We start from the raw sequence: 15247 nt of genomic DNA, 5'->3' as shown, positions 1-15247 counted from the left end.
GCGGCATCGGTAGAACTACGCGATTCGACTACCCGATCCTCGGGCGCGGAACGGCCGGCCGATGGGCCGGAGCGCGCCCCGCGTCCGGGGCCCGCGGGCGATGAGACGGCCGGCGTTGGGGCTCAGCGCATCGTCCCCAGGGCCGCGGCCATGGTGCCGAGCGTCTGTCCGTCGGCCGTGGCAGGGTCGATGGCGGGCGTGTCGCCCATGGCCTGGACCAGGCTGATGACGTTGCTCGACTGGACGAAGTACTCGTGGGCGTCGGAGCCGACGTCCGCGAACGCGACGTGCGGCTTGCCGTCCTTGTCCCGGACGGTGGTGAGCCAGCTGATGCCCCCGGAGCCGGTGGCCGTCTTGACGACCGTGGTCCGGCTCGATTCGTCGGACGAACGGGCGGCGCAGTAGGCGTAGTCGTTCTCGATCTTGGTCAGCGCGGCCTTCGCGGCGGCCTCGTCCTTGAAGTAGAGCATCCACTGGAAGGCGGCGGCCCTGGGGTCGTCCTTGAGGTCGGTCCTGTACTGCCTGGTCTGGTAGGCCGAGATCTTCAGGGCGGCGGTCGGTTCCTTGCCGCCGTCGCTGCAGGCGTACATCCAGTTCAGGGCGTCGTCGCTGGACTTCGGGTCCTCGGTGTTCTCGGACAGCCACAGGTACGTGCCGTACAGCGGCAGGCTCTCTGCGGGAAGCCAGGCGGACGCCTGGTAGCGGGTGGCATCCCCGTGCGCCGCGGCCTGCGCCGAACCCGCCGAGCCTGCCGAGCCCGCCGGGCCGGGCGCCGCTGCGGAGCTCGGCGGGGCGGCGGCGGGCCTGACGGTGTCGGCGGGCTCGGCCGCACCGCCGGAACACGACGTCACGGTGCTCAGGCCGAGGCAGAGGAACCCGGCGAGGGTGGCGGCCCTCACCGAACCGGCGAGCGTGGTCTTCTTCATGATTCGGATGCCTCAGAGGAGTTGATGGTGTGTCAATTCCGGCGCAGAGCGGAGCGGACCTCGCCTCGACGCCGTGGAACCATCGTGTCGGACCTGCCACGCGGGCACATCCGTAGAACTACCGAACCGTCTCCGTTCCGGGAAGAGCACCTCGACCTCGGGTGGTGTCACGCCGCGCGCGCGGCGTTCCTGGGCGTCCGGCGGCGGCCGGCGGGGCCCTGGTCGTCGCGGCCGCCGGCGGACCGGCCGCCCGCGGAGGCGGACCGGGCGTCTCCGCCGGGGCGACCGCGGCGGCCGCGGCTCGTCGACGCGCTGCGGCGCGGCCGCTCGACCACGGGGTCGGCGATGACGACGGGCACGCCGGTGGGCACGCGGGCGCCGGTGATGCGGGCCAGGTCCTCGTCGCCGGCGCTGACCCTGGTGGTGACGGGGGTGATGCCGGCGGCGCTCATCAGGCGGGCCGTCGCGCGGCGCTGGCTGGGCAGGACCAGGGTGACGACGGTCCCGGACTCGCCGGCCCGGGCCGTGCGCCCGCCCCGGTGCAGGTAGTCCTTGTGGTCGCCCGGCGGGTCGAGGTTGACGACGAGGTCGAGCCCGTCGATGTGGATGCCCCGGGCCGCCACGTTGGTCGCGATCAGCGCGGTCACCTCGCCGGTGCGGAACTGGTCCAGGGTGCGGGTGCGCTGCGGCTGGGACTTGCCGCCGTGCAGGGCCGCGGCCTTCACGCCGTTCGCGAGCAGGTCCGTCACCAGGCGGTCCGCGCTGTCCCTGGTGTCGGCGAACATGATCAGTCCGCCGTCGCGGGAGGCGATGTGGGCGATCGTGGCGTTCTTGTCGACGTTCTGCACGTGCAGCACGTGGTGCTCCATGGTGCTGACCGTCGCCGCGGACGGGTCCACCGAGTGGGTGACCGGGTCCTTGAGGAACTGCCGCACGAGGCGGTCGACGTTGCGGTCCAGGGTGGCGGAGAAGAGCATGGTCTGGCCGCCCGCGGCGACCTGTGCGAGGAGCTCGGTGACCTGCGGCAGGAAGCCCATGTCGGCCATCTGGTCGGCCTCGTCGAGCACCGTGATGCCGACCCGGTCCAGCCGGCAGTCGCCGCGCTGGATCAGGTCCTTGAGCCGGCCCGGGGTGGCCACCACGACCTCGGCGCCGCGGTTCAGCAGCCAGGCCTGGCGGCTCATCGACGTCCCGCCCACCACGGTCGCCATCCGCAGGTGCACGGCGCGGGCGTAGGGGGCGAGGGCCTCGGAGACCTGCTGCGCGAGCTCGCGGGTGGGGACCAGGACCAGGGCCAGCGGCTGGCGCGGCTCGGCCCGCTGCCCGGCCGTGCGGGCCAGCACGGGGAGGCCGAACGCGATGGTCTTGCCGGAGCCGGTCCGGCCCCGGCCGAGGAGGTCGCGGCCGGCCAGCGAGTTCGGCAGCGTCGCGGCCTGGATCGGGAACGGCGCGGTGACGCCCTCGCGGGCCAGCACCGACAGCAGCGCCTTCGGCATGTCCAGCTCCTCGAAGGACTCGACGGCCGGCAGCGCCGGGGTGGTGCTCACCGGCATCGCGAACTCGCCCTGGGCGGACGGGCCCTGAGGAGCGCTCCGGCCGGCGGGGCGGCGGCCTCCGGCGGGCCGGTCGCCGTAGAAGGAGCTTCCGCCGGAGCGGGAGCCCCGGGCGGAGCGGGAGTTGGCGTTCTGGTACGAAGAGCGACTGGAGCGGGCCATGCGGAGAACCTTCCTCGGGGCGGCACGTCACGAGGAAGGCTCCGGGGCGCGGGGCGCGGGCGGAGACCGCAAGGGAACGGGCCGAGAATGTGACGGGCGGAGCGTGGACGGTGGAACCGTGCGGCACGTCACCTACGGTCGGCGCTCACCGCGGAGGGCGGGAGCGGGGAACCTCGAACCGTGAGCTGTCACGGCAGGGCGCCGATCCCGACGCGGCGCTGTGCGTCTCGCGTGGGGATGGCCGCCGGTGGCGGAGCCAGGGCCTTGAACGGCCGGGGGGATGCGTCGTGGCGCGATGCCGAGGGGCCCGCACCGGGCGTGTGCGCGGTGCGGGCCCCTCGCTACCAGGCGGGTGCCGTGGCAGAAGTACTACAGCGGGCGGATGTTCTCGGCCTGCGGGCCCTTCTGGCCCTGCGCGACGTCGAACTCGACCTTCTGGCCCTCAAGCAGCTCACGGAAGCCGTTGGCGTTGATGTTCGAGTAGTGGGCGAAGACGTCGGGGCCGCCACCCTCCTGCTCGATGAAGCCGAAGCCCTTCTCCGAGTTGAACCACTTCACGGTGCCATTAGCCATAAAAATTACTCCTTCAAGGGGCTGTCCGAAGCCCGCACGGTGCGGGTTTCGAGTCGCCGCATGGAGTGCCCACCCGGGGAAGAGCCGGGAAAACAAAAAATGCGCCTGCAAAACATCGGCAGGCGCACACAAAGTTCTTGGGAACCACTACTGCAACTAAAACGACTCTAGCAGGCTCGGGCCTGCGACGGGTCGATTTTCCACGCCCGATTCCGGGACGGGTTCCCGTGCCGCGGCCGGAGTACCGTGGAACACGTGGCGCACGAGCGCATGCGCGCGGCAGCCGACGACTCCTCGCAGAGCCCGGTCGGGGCTGTCGGCAGGGTGACGGTGCCCATTCCGCCGGGCGGTCCGGGCGAGGTCCTGGTCGCCCTGCGGGGCGGGTCGGAGGCGTTCGCGGCCTGGTGCTCGGAACCGGTCGGCCGGGACGTCCGGGTGGTCGTGGTGGACGCGATCTCGGCCCGCTCGGTGATCGTCGAACTCCTGCCGCCCTAGGCGCGTGTCGGAATCCCCGCAGGTCAGGTGGTCGGTCATGTTCTTCTGGCACGTTCCCGCACCCAACGAGGCGATGCTCATATCCGGGTCCAAGCGCCAGTCGCAGGACACCCAGTTCCGCATCGTCACCGGTCACGGCAGCCTGGTCCTGCCGGTCAAGCAGAAGGTCAGGATGCTCTCCCTGGCCCTCCGGGAGGCGACGATCGCCGAGGACTGCGTCACCCAGCAGGGCATCCGGCTCACCGTCCGCGCGGTCTGCGTGTTCAAGGTCGGAGACGACGCCGTGTCGATCGCCAACGCCGCCCGCCGCTTCCTCTCGGAGCAGAACCAGATGGAGGAGCTCGTCGGCCGGATCTTCGCCGGCCACCTGCGGTCGATCATCGGCGGGCTGACCGTGGAGCAGATCATCCGGGAGCGCAGCAGGGTCGCCCAGGAGGTGATGGCGGGCAGCCACGGCGAGATGGAGAAGCTCGGCATCGTGGTCGACGCCCTGCAGATCCAGGAGATCGAGGACTCGACCGGCTACATCGACAACCTCGCCGCGCCGCACGTGGCGGCGGTCGCCAGCCAGGCCCGGATCGCCCAGGCCAAGGCCGACCAGGAGGCCACCGAACGGGAGCAGCAGGCGGCCGCGCTGAAGGCCGAGTACGAGCGGGACACCGCGATCAAGCGGGCCGGCTTCCTCGCCGAGACGGAACAGTCCAGGGCCCGCGCCGCCCAGGCCGGCCCGCTCGCCGAGGCCCGCGCCTCCCAGGACGTCATCGAGGAGCAGACCGCGCTCGCCCAGCGCCGGGCCGCGCTCGCGGCGCAGCAGCTGGAGGCGGAGGTGCGGCGCCCGGCGGACGCGGAGGCGTACCGGCAGCGGACGCTGGCCGAGGCCGCCCGTGACCGGGTGAAGTTCGAGGCGGACGGCAGCGCCTACAGCGAACGGACCCTCGCCCAGGCACAGGCGGACGCCAACACGGCCCGGGCCGACTCGCTGCGCGGCGGGAACCAGGAACTCATCGCCGCCAACCGGATCGTGGAGAACCTCCCGGCCCTCGCCGACGCGGCCGCCCGCGGCATGTCCGGGGCCGACCTCACCGTCCTCAACGGCAGCGACGGCGTCAACCAGATGGCGGCCGGCATCGTCAGCCAGGGCCTCGCGATCCTGCACTCCCTCCAGCACTCGACGGGCCCGCACGGCGACGGCAAGGCCAACCCGGCCCCCCGGATCCCGGAGCGCACCTGAACCCCGGCGGGAGCTCACTCCCGGTGGGTCCGCCCGCTCTCGGGGCGGACCCACCGGGATGATCGCTGCCTAGACGGGGACCGTCACGAAGGTCTGGCCGGACTCGTTCACGACCGATACCGAGGCGACGTCCTCCGGTGCGACGATGGCCGAACCGTCCAGTGTGGTGCCGGACTTGGCGCCGACGGTGGAGACCAGCCAGCCGCCCGCGTCCGCCTTCGTCCCGCCCTTGCCGTTGACCACCAGGTGGCAGCGCTGGCCGGCCGGGATGCCGGTGACGGCCGCGTTGACCCGGACCCAGCCCATCGCCGGCGTCACCGCCAGCGTCATCCGGGCGCCGGTGGCCGGGTCCGTCGCGGAGCCCGTCCTGGTGCCGGCGGGGGGCGGGGTGGCGACGGTGGTGCTCGGAGCCGGGCCGACTGCCACCGGTGGTGCGGGCGCGGTGGTGCGGCCCAGCGCGATCCCGGCGACGAGCGCTGCTGCCGCAGCGACAGCGGCGGCAGCGCCGATCCGGGCCCGGCGTCGGCGCAGCGCCGAGCCGCGTTCGGCCCGGGCCCGGCGCAGGGTGCGCTGCAGCAGCAGGTCGCCGCCCTCGGGCGGGCCGTCCACGAGCAGTTCGGGCGGAACCTCGCCCAGGGCGGTCTCCAGCTCGCGCAATTCGGTCACCTCCTGACGGCAGGCCGGGCAGTCGGCCAGGTGCCGTTCGACCGCCGCCGCCTCGGCCGGATCGAGCGCACCCAGCACGTAGGCGCCGACGAGTTCCGCGCTCCACTCGTGCGGTGTCGTGCTCACGTCGTTCCTGTTCGCGTCGTTCCCGTTCGAGTCGTCCCTGGTCACGCCGACACCTCCTGCCACGTCCCCGACCTGCCGGTGTACGAGCGTTTGAGCGCCCGGAGCGCGTAGTGCGCGCGGGACTTGACCGTGCCGGCCGGCACCCCCAGCTGCTCCGCGGCCTCGCTGACGGACAGCCGCTGGAAGTAGATCGAGCGCAGCACGTCGCGATGCTCGGGCGAGAGCCGCTCCAGCGCCTGCGACATCACCAGCGCTTCCACCACGCCCTCGGCGTGGTCGTGCTCGACCGGCACGGTGGCCGTCGCCTCGGAGACCTCCGCCACCTCGGCCGGCCGGGCCGCCCGGGCCCGGAACCGGTCGGTGATCAGGTTGCGCTCCACGGTCAGCAGCCAGCCGCGCACCGACCCGCGCGCCTCGGTCAGTGCCTCGGGGTTGCGCCAGGCCCGGATCAGGGTCTCCTGGACGGCGTCCTCGGCCGCCGCGCGGTCGCCGGTGAGCCGGACGGCGTAGGCGAGCAGCGCGGCGCCGTGCTGCTCGTAGAGCGTCCGGATCAGTGCCTCGTCGGCGGCGTCCTGCCGCCCGGCTGATCGTGTCCTCGCCATCCGCCATTCCTCCGTCGTCGGGTGCCACGTCCAGCACGTACGCGGGGGCCGTTCGGTTCAACCGGATTCCCGGCAGGTCCGGTCCTGGTTCAGGCAGGCCACCACGGCGGCCATCTGCCGGTCGGTCATCAGGCCGATGAACACCGCGTGGTCGGTGAGCGGACTGTGGTGCTGCTCGGGGAAGGCGTCCAGGGCGAACTCCCGGGCCGGCGGCGGGCGGTAGCCGACGGTCACCCGCAGGTGCGGGACCGGGAAGGTGTCGTGCGGGCAGACGCCGGCGGCGTCCGGGAACCGCACGTGCGAGCGGTGGCCGGAACTGTCCGTGCCGCGCCCGTCCCAGCAGCTGGGGAAGTCCAGGGTGCGGGTGAGGAGGCTCCCGGCCGGGCAGAGCGGGTAGCGGTCGGTGGTCGTGCGGCCGGCGAAGCCGGTGCAGCCCCAGCGGGCGCCGGCGTCCGCGCCGCCGTCGGTGGCGGCGGTCGGGTCGCCCTCCAGGAGCCGGAGGAAGCGCGGCATCGGCACGACCTTGGCCCATGGATTGCCGAGGTACTCGATGGTGACGGTGTCGGGGGTGAGGATCTCGCCGGTGTTGCCGTGCGGGTCGTCGTCGGAAGCCCCGGCCGTGGTCCGCGGTGCGGCGCCGTCGGTGCGGCGCAGCACCGGCCAGTAGTAGGTCGAGCGGTCGCCGCTGGTGCAGGTGGTCGCGGCGGCGGCGAGGCTGTCGTCGGTGGAGTCCGCGTCCGTGGAGAGGTTGCCGACGTAGTCGTGCACGTGGTGGGCACCGCCCACGGTGCCGGGTGAGATCACCACGTTGTCCGCGTTGCGGTGCCCCTCCTGGTTGCGCCCGCAGTCCTGCGCGTACGAGCCGGTGGAGGCGTCCGGTCCGGCGGCGGCGGACGGAGGGGCGGGTGCGGCGACGGCCACGGCGGTGATGTCGACGAACCCGGCCGCCGGTTCCGGCCCGGCCGGCCAGAGCCTGATCGCCAGCAGCGACAGCCCCAGGGCGAGGCAGAGCAGGACGCCGACCGGGAGCGCGACGCCGCCCAGCCGGTGGTGATCACGTTCCCGGTGCACCGCGACAGTCTGGGCGACGGGCCGCCGCCCGGGCAAGGCGGCCCATCACCCGGACCGTCGGGCGCGGCGGGGCGGGTCAGTAGCCCCCGGAGTAGCCGCCCTGCGACGGGGCGGCCGACGGGGTCTGGGCGGGGGCCGGGGCGGAGGCCTGGCCGGGCATGCCCGCCGCCTTCTTCCCCTCGGGCGTGCTCGCGAACCAGGTGCCGCCGACGCCCTGGCCGCTGGTCTGCCCCGCCGCGGTGTCGCCGGCGAAGCGGTAGAGCGGCCAGCCGTTGAGGGTCACCTGCTTCGTCCCGTCCGGCCGGGTCACGCTGCCGACCAGGGTGGAGTCGACCCCGGTGACCTTCACCGGGTCCTGGGCGGTGAGCGGCGGCCACTTCGCCGCACAGGCGTCGGTGCAGGTGCTCGCGGACGGCTTGGCGGTGTCCTTGTCGAAGCGGTACAGGGTCCGGCCGGCGGAGTCGGTGACGATCGGCCCGAGCGCGGGCGAGTTCGCGGCGACGATCCGGACCCCGGAGGAGCCGCCGGCCGCGGGGGCGGACGCCGTGGCCGCCGGGGCGGCGGCGGTGCTGGAGCTGTTCCCGCCGTACCCGCTGCTCGTGTCGGGCCCGCAGGCGGTGGCGGCGAGCGCGAGCAGGGCGACGCCGGAGACGGCGACCAGGCGGCGGGCGGCGAAGGCGGGGACGGTGAACGTGGGCATGCTGAACTCCCCCTGGAGCAGGTGTGGTTGTGGATTCGGGCGGTGTCGCCCTGTGCACCCTCCACACGGATCCTCGGCGGGATCGGTTCAACGCCGTCGGAAATTTTTCCTGACCGACTGTCCGTCCCTGTCGGCACCGGCATCATCGGAGCGGGATCAGCAGTTGCAGGCGCAGCCCACGGCGGCTGTCGGTTCGGCGCCCTGCTCGATGGTGGTGCAGCAGGTGTCGCCCACGGCGGCGGAGCCCCTGTCGAGAGTGTCGGCGTCGGCCTTGACGACGTAGACCTCCCAGGGTTCCTTGCCGGGGCCGTGTACCCAGACCTTGTCCTGGAGGGCGTAGCAGCAGGAGGTGTCGTTCTCCTCGAATGTGGCCAGGCCGGCCTCCGTGAGCCGGACGGTGGTCGCGGCGACCTGCTCGGTGGATGCGACCTCGACGCCGAGGTGGTCCAGGCGGGTCTCCTCGTCCGCCTCGCCCTCGATGAGGACGAGTTTGAGCGGGGGCTCGGTGATGGCGAAGTTGGCGTAGCCGGGGCGGCGCTTGGCGGGTTCGGTGCCGAAGAGCTTGGCGTAGAAGGCGACGGAGCCTTCGAGGTCGGCGACGCGCAGGGCGAGCTGGACGCGGGACATGGCGATCCTCCCTGATCCGGATTCCTGTTTCGATGGACATCGATACAGGCGAGCTTGCCACCGGATTAGATGAGCGTCAACATAGACACATGTCGAATCTGGAGCTGAAGGTGCTCGACCAGGACGGGACGGCGGTCGCGTGCGGCTCGCCGATGGTCCGCGAGCCGCTGGACGAAGAGGCCGCCGTCGACCTGGCGAGGATGTTCAAGGCCCTGTCCGACCCGGTGCGGCTGCGGCTGCTGTCGCTGATCGCCTCGCACGAGGGCGGCGAGGCGTGCGTCTGCGACCTGACCGGTCCCTTCGACGTCTCCCAGCCGACCATCTCCCACCACCTCAAGGTCCTGCGCGAGGCCGGCCTGGTCGGCTCCGAGCGCCGCGGGACCTGGGTCTACTACTGGGTGCTGCCCGCCGCGCTGGCCAGGCTGTCCGCCCTGCTCCAGGCCCCGGCCACCGCCGGGGGGTCCAGATGACCGGGACGGCTCCGCTGGGCCGCCGGGCGGCCGTCGAGTTCACCGGCACCGGCGCGCTGGTCGCCGTCGTGGTCGGCTCAGGGATCCAGGCCACCGAGCTCTCTCAGGACGTCGGCGTCCAACTGTTGGCCAACTCCCTCGCGACCGTGTTCGGCCTCGGCGTACTGATCCTGCTCCTCGGCCCGGTCTCCGGCGCCCACTTCAACCCCGCGGTCACGCTGGCCGCCTGGTGGACCGGCCGCCGTGACGGGGACGGGCCCACGCTGCGGGAGGCGGCGGCCTATGTCCCGGCCCAGGTCGCCGGGGCGATCGGCGGCGCAATGCTGGCGGACGCGATGTTCGCCGAGCCGGTCGTGGACTGGTCGACTCACGCCCGGTCGGCGCCGCACCTCTGGCTGGGCGAGGTCGTCGCCACCGCCGGTCTCATCCTGTTGATCTTCGGGCTGGCCCGCATCGGCCGCGCGCACCTCGCCCCGGCCGCGGTCGCCGCCTACATCGGCGCCGCCTACTGGTTCACCTCCTCCACCAGCTTCGCGAACCCGGCCGTGACGATCGGCCGCGCCTTCACCGACACCTTCGCCGGCATCGCCCCCGCCTCCGTGCTGCCGTTCATCGCCGCCCAGCTCGTCGGTACGGCCGTCGGCGTCACCCTGGTCGCGGTGCTGTTCGGCCGCCCGACCCCGGTCGGCGAGGACGTCGTGGTCCCGCACGCCGACCACCACCCGGCCCCGGCCGCCCGCTGACCCCGCCTTCCCCTGCCCGCATTCTCCTGCCCACTCCGAAGACCCGAGGACCCCGTTCGTGAGCACTCCCGCCGTCCCGTCCGTCCCCTCCGTGCTGTTCGTCTGCGTGCACAACGCCGGCCGCTCCCAGATGGCCGCCGCCTTCCTCACCCGCCTCGGCGGCGACCGGGTCGAGGTCCGCTCGGCCGGCTCCGCGCCGGCCGAGGCCGTGAACCCGGCCGTGGTCGAGGCCCTGGCCGAGGTCGGGATCGACATCTCCGCCGAGACCCCGAAGGTGCTCACCACGGAAGCGGTTCGGACGTCCGACGTCGTGATCACCATGGGCTGCGGCGACGCCTGCCCCTACTTCCCGGGTAAGCAGTACCTGGACTGGAAGCTCGACGACCCGGCCGGCCAGGGCGTCGACGCGGTCCGCCCGATCCGCGACGAGATCGAACGGCGGATCCGGGGCCTGCTCGCCGACCTCGGCATCGAGCCCCGCTGACGGCGGCGACGAAACGGGCGGGGGCCTCGGGCGAACTGCTGCCCCGCGCGGCGGGCAGCGGAGCACCGGCCCCGCCGGAAAGATCGATGTCAGGCCGTGCGACGCTGGAGCGATGCCGCCCGTCTTTGCCCCCGCGGAGCCGATAACGCCCGATCCCGTGGGCGACGTGCCGAGCACGTTGCTCACCCAGTCCTGGCTCGACCTGTCGTTCCTGCACTGGGCCGCCGACCCCGCGGACGTGGCCCCGCTCCTCCCGCCCGGGACGGTGCCGGACACGCACGACGGCCTCACCTACATCGGCCTGGTGGCCTTCCGGATGCACCGCGTGGGCTGGTTCAAGGTGCCGGGCATCCCGTACCTCGGCACCTTCCCCGAGACCAACGTGCGGCTCTACTCGGTGGACCGGCACGGGCGGCGCGGCGTGGTGTTCCGGTCGCTTGAGGCCTCGCGGCTGCTGCCGGTGGCCATCGCCCGCAGCGCCTTCCGGCTGCCCTACATGTGGGCCAGGATGGAGATCCGCCGCGACGCGGACACCCTCACCTACACCAGCAGGCGGCGCTGGCCCGGACCGCGCGGCGCCCGCTCCCGGATCGCCGTCCGCGTCGGCGGGCGGATCGAGGAGCCGACCGCCCTCGAACACTTCCTGACCGCCCGCTGGGGCCTGCACAACGCCTTCTTCGGCCGGACGGTGCACCTGCCCAACGTCCACCCGCGCTGGCCGCTGCACCGGGCCGAACTCCTGGAGTGTGAGGACGAATTGGTGGCCGCGGCCGGCCTGCCGGCGCCGGCCGGGCCGCCGGTGAGCGTGCTGTACTCCCCGGGCGTGCCCGTCCGCTTCGGGCCTCCCACCCGACCGGGCGGCCTGCCCACCCCCTGAGCCCTCCTCCGCGCCGACCCCTTGCCAGGCGCGCCCGACGCCCGCTTCGATGCGAGTAAGCGAGGAATGGGAGGGCTTTCCCGTGCAAGAGGTCTGGTTCGCCGACGTCCTGCGGCACCTGCGCGTGCTGCTCGCCGCGTTACCGCCCCTGATCGAGGAGTACCGCGAGCGGCGCATCGCCGGCGGGATCGAGGGCCTGCTGGAGTGGACGCTCCCGTGGGGCATGGACGACGGCGTCGGGAACGTCCGGCTCACGGTGGTGGAGGTGCCCTCGGGCTGGGGCGAGCGGAAGCGCGTACGGGTCGTCGTGGCGGCGGACGCGAAGCCGTTCCACGAACGGAAGGGCTCGGACGACCTGCCCCTGCCCCGCTACGACGAGAAGGCGCGCCGCCCGCTCTGGTTCCCCCGGAGCGCGAGCCTGGCCAGCGAGATGGCCGAGTACCTGCTGGACCACGTCGACGGCGACACGGGCTCGCTCCGCGCGGAGGCCGGGAACGCGGCGAGCTTCACGGTGGTGATCATGCCGGCCGAGGCCGGGTGATTCCGCCCGGGCGCCGTCTGGAGGAGCCACAATCACTGGTGTCGTGATCACCGGGTCGACCGACCGGAGGCCGGACGCTGCCCCCGAACCCGCGTCGCCGGCGAGTCGAGTCGTTGAACGCGGTGACGGGCACGGGGACAGGCGGACGGCACCGGTCGCGACGGCCGCCCGGTACCGTCCGCCTGTCGGGACGTCACCGCCCCCGAAGCCACCACATGGCCAGGCCGGCCACTGCTGTACCGCCGGCAGTGGCCGCTGCGCGCACAGCACTGAACAGGGCCGCCACGGCCAGTCGGCGTGCCGTCCGCTGCACATTCCTTTTCATCGGGTACACCCCCACTCGTTGCCCGGCCGGATGCCGGAGCAGTACTCCCACTCTCATTCGCGTGCGGCAACAACACCTCAAACCGCGGGCGCCCCGGCCAACTTCGGCGATACCCTGCAGCACGTAGCACTGCCCGCCCCCGCCCGCAGCGGGCGGGCCGGGCGGCATCCAGACAGGGGGCAGACCATCCCAACGCCGGATCCCCGCCGACGCCTGTACAGCGAGTTATCGGCCCTCAAAGCAGCTGCTGATGCCAAATGCCGGGAGAACGGCGGTCGGCCGCTGTCTCAATCCGAGATCCAAAGGGCGCTCCGGAACCCGCCCTACAACATCCCCGGCTTCCGGGGGCAACGCGTCAGCGATTGGGTTCCGACCGACTTCCGGCGGGCCCAAGCCCCCTCCAGTGACAGCGAGGACGCCCTGTGGGCGCTGGTCTGCCTCTGGAGCGAAACCGCCGGTCGTGCCCCGGGAAAGCGACGGGAGTGGGTGAGACTCGCCGAACAGGCACGTGAAGCCCCTGCCTCCACGGAGGTCCGCGACCTCGGCCGCCCGGACGGCTCTGACGTCGCGGACCCGCCCTGGTCCGGCCCGGAGAGGTCCGCCCGGTACAAGGTCAGCCACTTCCCCCGCGACGGCGCGGACTCCCCGGTGGAGTCGTTGCACGAGCAGCCCAGTCAACTGCTCATGGCACGACATCAGATAGTGCCGTTCACCGGCCGCCTCGATGACCTCAAACGTCTGACGGCATGGCGGGACGATCCGGCCGGGCCAGTGGCCGCCGTGCGGTTGCTGCACGGTCCCGGCGGGCAGGGAAAGACACGACTGGGCGCGAGATTCGCTGCCGACACACCTGCCGGCTGGCAGGTGTGTCAGGCCGCGTACACCGCCGGTTCCTCGACGGTACCGACCGCGAGAAGGACCGGGCCCCCGGGGCAGCGGGTGCTGGTCATCGTGGACTACGCCGAACGCTGGCCCGCCACCACCCTGATGGAGCTCATGCACGACCTGGCGCGTCGTCGCTGCGAGCGGCTACGGGTTCTGCTCATCGCCCGCTCCGCAGGCTCCTGGTGGCAGAACCTCCCCCACGACCTCCAACTCCTCGGCTACGCGGCGGGCGCGGTCGAGCTGGAGCCCCTCAGGGACGGCGCGACCGGGGACCGGGCCGAGGCGTTCCTCGCGGCCCGCGACCGCTTCGCCGATGCCCTCGGCGTAGCGGACGCCGGAGCCGTCGAGGTCCCTGGCAACATCGACGATCCCGCGTTCGGGTTGATGCTCACCGTGCACATGGCCGCCCTCGTCGGGGTGGACCGGCTTCGGCGCGGCCTCAGCCCGACACCCGACCCCGATCCCGAGGCACTCTCCGTCTACCTGTTGAACCGCGAGCGCGCGTACTGGCACAAGCTCCACACGCTCGCCGAGGGTCGTGTGCGCATCGACGCCGATGTCATGGCCCAGGCTGTGTTCACCGCAACCCTCGTTGGCCCTCTCGGGGATGACGAGGCCGAGACGGCGCTGCAGCGGGTGCGCATCAAGTCTTCCGTGTCGGTGGATGAGATCATCGATGACCACGCATTGTGCTATCCGGCGAGCAATCCGCTCACCGTGCTCGAGCCGCTCTATCCCGACCGGCTCGGCGAGGACTTCCTCGCGCAGACCACCCGCGGCCACCACGCCTCCCGTCCGCTCAACCGCTGGGCCGTCAGGGCCGCCGAGCGGTTGCTCGCCCAGCCGGAGGCCACGGACCCGCCGGTGTGGACAGCCTCCACCCTGACCGTCCTCATCGAGACCGCCCACCGCTGGGAGCACGTCGCCACCGGCCAGCTCTACCCACTTCTGCGCAGCCGGCCTCAGCTGGCTCTGGAGGCCGGCGGTGCCGCACTGGCTCGCCTTGCCGAGATTCCCGACGTGGATCCCGCGGTGCTGCAGGCCATCGAGGCCCAGGTCCCGGATCGGCGCGTCGACCTCGACACAGGCATCGCGACCCTTGCGCAACGCCTCGCCGATCACCTCCTTGCCACGACTGAGGACCCAGCTGAACGCGCCCGGATCCACCACGACCTCAGCGGGCGGTATTTCAACGCGGGATTCCATGGCCAGGGCGTGGAACCTGCCCAGGAAGCTGTCGACATCTATCGGGAACTGGTGAAAGCGGACGCGCCGGCCCGGTCCGTTTACGAGCCAGCCCTAGGGCGGGCTCTGGACTTGCTCGGAATCCATCTCGAGCTGACCGGCCGACGCGACGACGCCCTCAAAGCAACCGAGGAGGCGGCCTCCATCTTCCGTCGTCTCAGTCAGGCCGAGCGCGAACGCTACGAACCCACGCTCGTACGAATACTGGCCAACCTCGCCGGCCGACACCAGTCCGACCCCGAGCGGCGCCGCGCTGTCGCTGCGGAGGCCGTCGAGCGTGGGAGGCGTTGGGCCGACGCCTTCCACGGCGGTGTCGAGCTGGCCGGAGCGTTGGAGAACCTCGGCTCCGCGCTGGCAGATCTAGGACGCCACCACGAAGCCCTTGCACCGACCCGTGAAGCCGCCGACATCCGGGCTCGACAAGCGCGCGATGCTCCCAAGAAGTACGAGCCGGACCTCGCCCGGGTCCTGTGGGCCCTGGGGTCCCGCCTTGAGCGGGACGGGCAGCCGGAGGAGGCGCTGGCTGTGACCCAGAAGGCGGTCGACGCCTACCGGCGCCTTGCCGAGGCGAACCCCGCCGGTTACGAATCCGCCTTGGCCGAGGCGCTGAACAAACTGGGTATCCATCTAACGGCGTTGGGGCGGCTGGACGACTCGCGGGCTGTGACCCAGGAGGCGGTCGACGTCTACCGGCGTCTTGCCGTGGCGGACTTCACCGCCCACTGGCTGGGCCTGGCTGCAGCGCTGAACCACCTCGGCGCCCGTCTGTCCCGGGTGGGGCGGTGGAAGTAGGCGTCGGCCGCAACGGAAGAAGCGAGACGAAGCACGATCTGGAAGGCTGATGAAGCCAGTGGGTTCTGGCTCCGCCGCGCGAACGGTGGGGCCAGACTCGCCGGTCTGGGAACCTCCGCGGTGTACGTCTTCTCGGCGGCGGCCCGGGGCTGA

General features: G+C 72.5%; 16 protein-coding genes. 8 read left to right on the top strand and 8 right to left on the bottom strand.

Features of this window, described 5'->3' with window-relative positions:
- Nucleotides 1–122: 122 nt before the first annotated feature.
- The 3 genes from ACFXDE_RS16600 to ACFXDE_RS16590 all read right to left on the bottom strand — a co-directional run bounded on the left by ACFXDE_RS16600 (nt 123) and on the right by ACFXDE_RS16590 (nt 3214).
- On the bottom strand, nt 123–926 hold the full coding sequence (locus ACFXDE_RS16600) for a hypothetical protein (protein ID WP_380494782.1): 804 nt from the start codon (nt 924–926) through the stop codon (nt 123–125).
- A 167-nt stretch (nt 927–1093) separates the two neighbouring features.
- A complete protein-coding gene (locus ACFXDE_RS16595) occupies nt 1094–2641 on the bottom strand; it encodes a DEAD/DEAH box helicase (RefSeq protein ID WP_380494780.1) in 1548 nt (515 codons plus the stop codon).
- A gap of 369 nt (nt 2642–3010) precedes the next feature.
- Nucleotides 3011–3214 (bottom strand): cold-shock protein, encoded by a 204-nt coding sequence (locus tag ACFXDE_RS16590; RefSeq protein WP_359959873.1) that lies wholly within the window; start codon nt 3212–3214, stop codon nt 3011–3013.
- A gap of 255 nt (nt 3215–3469) precedes the next feature.
- Between ACFXDE_RS16590 and ACFXDE_RS16585 the strand changes: the two genes are divergently transcribed.
- Nucleotides 3470–3709, top strand: coding sequence for a hypothetical protein (locus ACFXDE_RS16585; RefSeq protein WP_380444666.1), 240 nt, complete (start codon nt 3470–3472; stop codon nt 3707–3709).
- Between the two features lie 37 nt (nt 3710–3746).
- On the top strand, nt 3747–4940 hold the full coding sequence (locus tag ACFXDE_RS16580; RefSeq protein ID WP_380444668.1) for an SPFH domain-containing protein: 1194 nt from the start codon (nt 3747–3749) through the stop codon (nt 4938–4940).
- A 69-nt stretch (nt 4941–5009) separates the two neighbouring features.
- Here ACFXDE_RS16580 and ACFXDE_RS16575 read toward each other — a convergent pair whose 3' ends face one another.
- From ACFXDE_RS16575 to ACFXDE_RS16555, 5 genes are all read right to left on the bottom strand, one after another.
- Nucleotides 5010–5777: an anti-sigma factor family protein gene (locus ACFXDE_RS16575; protein ID WP_380494774.1), complete on the bottom strand. Its 768-nt coding sequence runs from the start codon at nt 5775–5777 to the stop codon at nt 5010–5012.
- The gene (locus ACFXDE_RS16570) at nt 5774–6334 is read right to left on the bottom strand and encodes a sigma-70 family RNA polymerase sigma factor (protein WP_380444671.1); all 561 of its coding nucleotides are present in this window, start codon (nt 6332–6334) and stop codon (nt 5774–5776) included. Before ACFXDE_RS16570 ends, ACFXDE_RS16575 begins: the two co-directional genes overlap by 4 nt.
- Before the next feature lie 57 nt (nt 6335–6391).
- Entirely contained in the window at nt 6392–7405 is a 1014-nt protein-coding gene (locus tag ACFXDE_RS16565; RefSeq protein ID WP_380494771.1) for a DUF1996 domain-containing protein, read from the bottom strand.
- Between the two features lie 76 nt (nt 7406–7481).
- Nucleotides 7482–8105, bottom strand: a complete 624-nt coding sequence (locus tag ACFXDE_RS16560; RefSeq protein ID WP_380494769.1) for a hypothetical protein — start codon at nt 8103–8105, stop codon at nt 7482–7484.
- A gap of 156 nt (nt 8106–8261) precedes the next feature.
- Nucleotides 8262–8732, bottom strand: a complete 471-nt coding sequence (locus tag ACFXDE_RS16555; RefSeq protein ID WP_380494767.1) for an ArsI/CadI family heavy metal resistance metalloenzyme — start codon at nt 8730–8732, stop codon at nt 8262–8264.
- Nucleotides 8733–8821: 89 nt separating this feature from the next.
- Here ACFXDE_RS16555 and ACFXDE_RS16550 point away from each other — a divergent pair, with 89 nt between their 5' ends.
- From ACFXDE_RS16550 to ACFXDE_RS16525, 6 genes are all read left to right on the top strand, one after another.
- Nucleotides 8822–9202 carry an ArsR/SmtB family transcription factor gene (locus tag ACFXDE_RS16550; RefSeq protein WP_380494765.1) on the top strand — a complete coding sequence of 127 codons (381 nt, stop codon included), beginning with the start codon at nt 8822–8824 and terminating at the stop codon, nt 9200–9202.
- A complete protein-coding gene (locus tag ACFXDE_RS16545; protein ID WP_380494763.1) occupies nt 9199–9945 on the top strand; it encodes an aquaporin in 747 nt (248 codons plus the stop codon). Before ACFXDE_RS16550 ends, ACFXDE_RS16545 begins: the two co-directional genes overlap by 4 nt.
- A gap of 130 nt (nt 9946–10075) precedes the next feature.
- Nucleotides 10076–10429: an arsenate reductase ArsC gene (locus tag ACFXDE_RS16540; RefSeq protein ID WP_380494829.1), complete on the top strand. Its 354-nt coding sequence runs from the start codon at nt 10076–10078 to the stop codon at nt 10427–10429.
- A gap of 112 nt (nt 10430–10541) precedes the next feature.
- The gene (locus ACFXDE_RS16535; protein WP_380494762.1) at nt 10542–11306 is read left to right on the top strand and encodes a YqjF family protein; all 765 of its coding nucleotides are present in this window, start codon (nt 10542–10544) and stop codon (nt 11304–11306) included.
- An 82-nt stretch (nt 11307–11388) separates the two neighbouring features.
- Nucleotides 11389–11847: a hypothetical protein gene (locus ACFXDE_RS16530; RefSeq protein WP_380494760.1), complete on the top strand. Its 459-nt coding sequence runs from the start codon at nt 11389–11391 to the stop codon at nt 11845–11847.
- Nucleotides 11848–12829: 982 nt separating this feature from the next.
- Nucleotides 12830–15094 carry a tetratricopeptide repeat protein gene (locus ACFXDE_RS16525; protein ID WP_380494758.1) on the top strand — a complete coding sequence of 755 codons (2265 nt, stop codon included), beginning with the start codon at nt 12830–12832 and terminating at the stop codon, nt 15092–15094.
- Nucleotides 15095–15247 lie beyond the last annotated feature (153 nt).

The sequence above is a fragment of the Kitasatospora sp. NPDC059408 genome (assembly GCF_042751525.1).
GTDB lineage: Bacteria > Actinomycetota > Actinomycetes > Streptomycetales > Streptomycetaceae > Kitasatospora.
This window is presented reverse-complemented; position numbering and strand designations above follow the sequence as displayed.